Genomic DNA, 810 nt, shown 5'->3' on the forward strand with positions numbered 1-810 from the left:
ATGGTTCTGTTGCAAAGTTTTAAATCTACTATCAAATAAGGTAGAATAATAGAAAAAGATAGCAGGAGGAATGACGATGAATCATTTTAAAGGAAAGCAATTTCAGCAGGATGTGATTATTGTAGCCGTGGGCTACTATCTTCGTTATAACCTTAGCTATCGTGAAGTTCAAGAAATCTTATATGATCGTGGCATTAACGTTTCTCATACGACGATTTATCGTTGGGTGCAAGAATATGGCAAACTACTCTATCAAATTTGGAAAAAGAAAAATAAAAAATCCTTTTATTCATGGAAAATGGATGAAACGTACATCAAAATTAAAGGAAAATGGCATTATTTGTATCGAGCCATCGATGCAGATGGTTTAACCTTGGATATTTGGTTACGTAAAAAACGGGACACACAAGCAGCCTATGCTTTTCTTAAGCGGTTAGTGAAGCAGTTTGATGAACCGAAGGTTGTAGTCACAGATAAAGCCCCCTCTATTACAAGTGCCTTTAAGAAACTAAAAGAATACGGCTTTTATCAAGGGACAGAACATCGTACCATTAAATACCTGAATAATTTGATTGAACAAGACCATCGTCCAGTAAAGAGACGCAATAAATTCTATCGAAGTTTACGCACTGCCTCTACCACGATTAAAGGCATGGAAGCCATTCGAGGATTATATAAGAAAACCCGAAAAGAAGGCACTCTCTTCGGGTTTTCGGTCTGTACTGAAATCAAGGTATTATTGGGAATCCCAGCTTAAATCATAGATACCGTAAGGGATTTTATTCTTTATTTAAAACTTTGCAACAGAAC

The 810-nt window shown here is 36.2% G+C and carries 1 protein-coding gene; it reads left to right on the forward strand.

Annotated features, from left to right (window positions below; genetic code table 11):
* Positions 1–76 precede the first annotated feature (76 nt).
* Positions 77–757, forward strand: a complete 681-nt coding sequence (locus ABD086_RS05740; protein ID WP_001015311.1) for an IS6-like element IS1216 family transposase — start codon at positions 77–79, stop codon at positions 755–757.
* The last annotated feature ends 53 nt before the right edge of the window (positions 758–810 follow it).

This window comes from Nocardioides aquiterrae, from assembly GCF_039526625.1.
Lineage (GTDB): Bacteria > Actinomycetota > Actinomycetes > Propionibacteriales > Nocardioidaceae > Nocardioides > Nocardioides aquiterrae.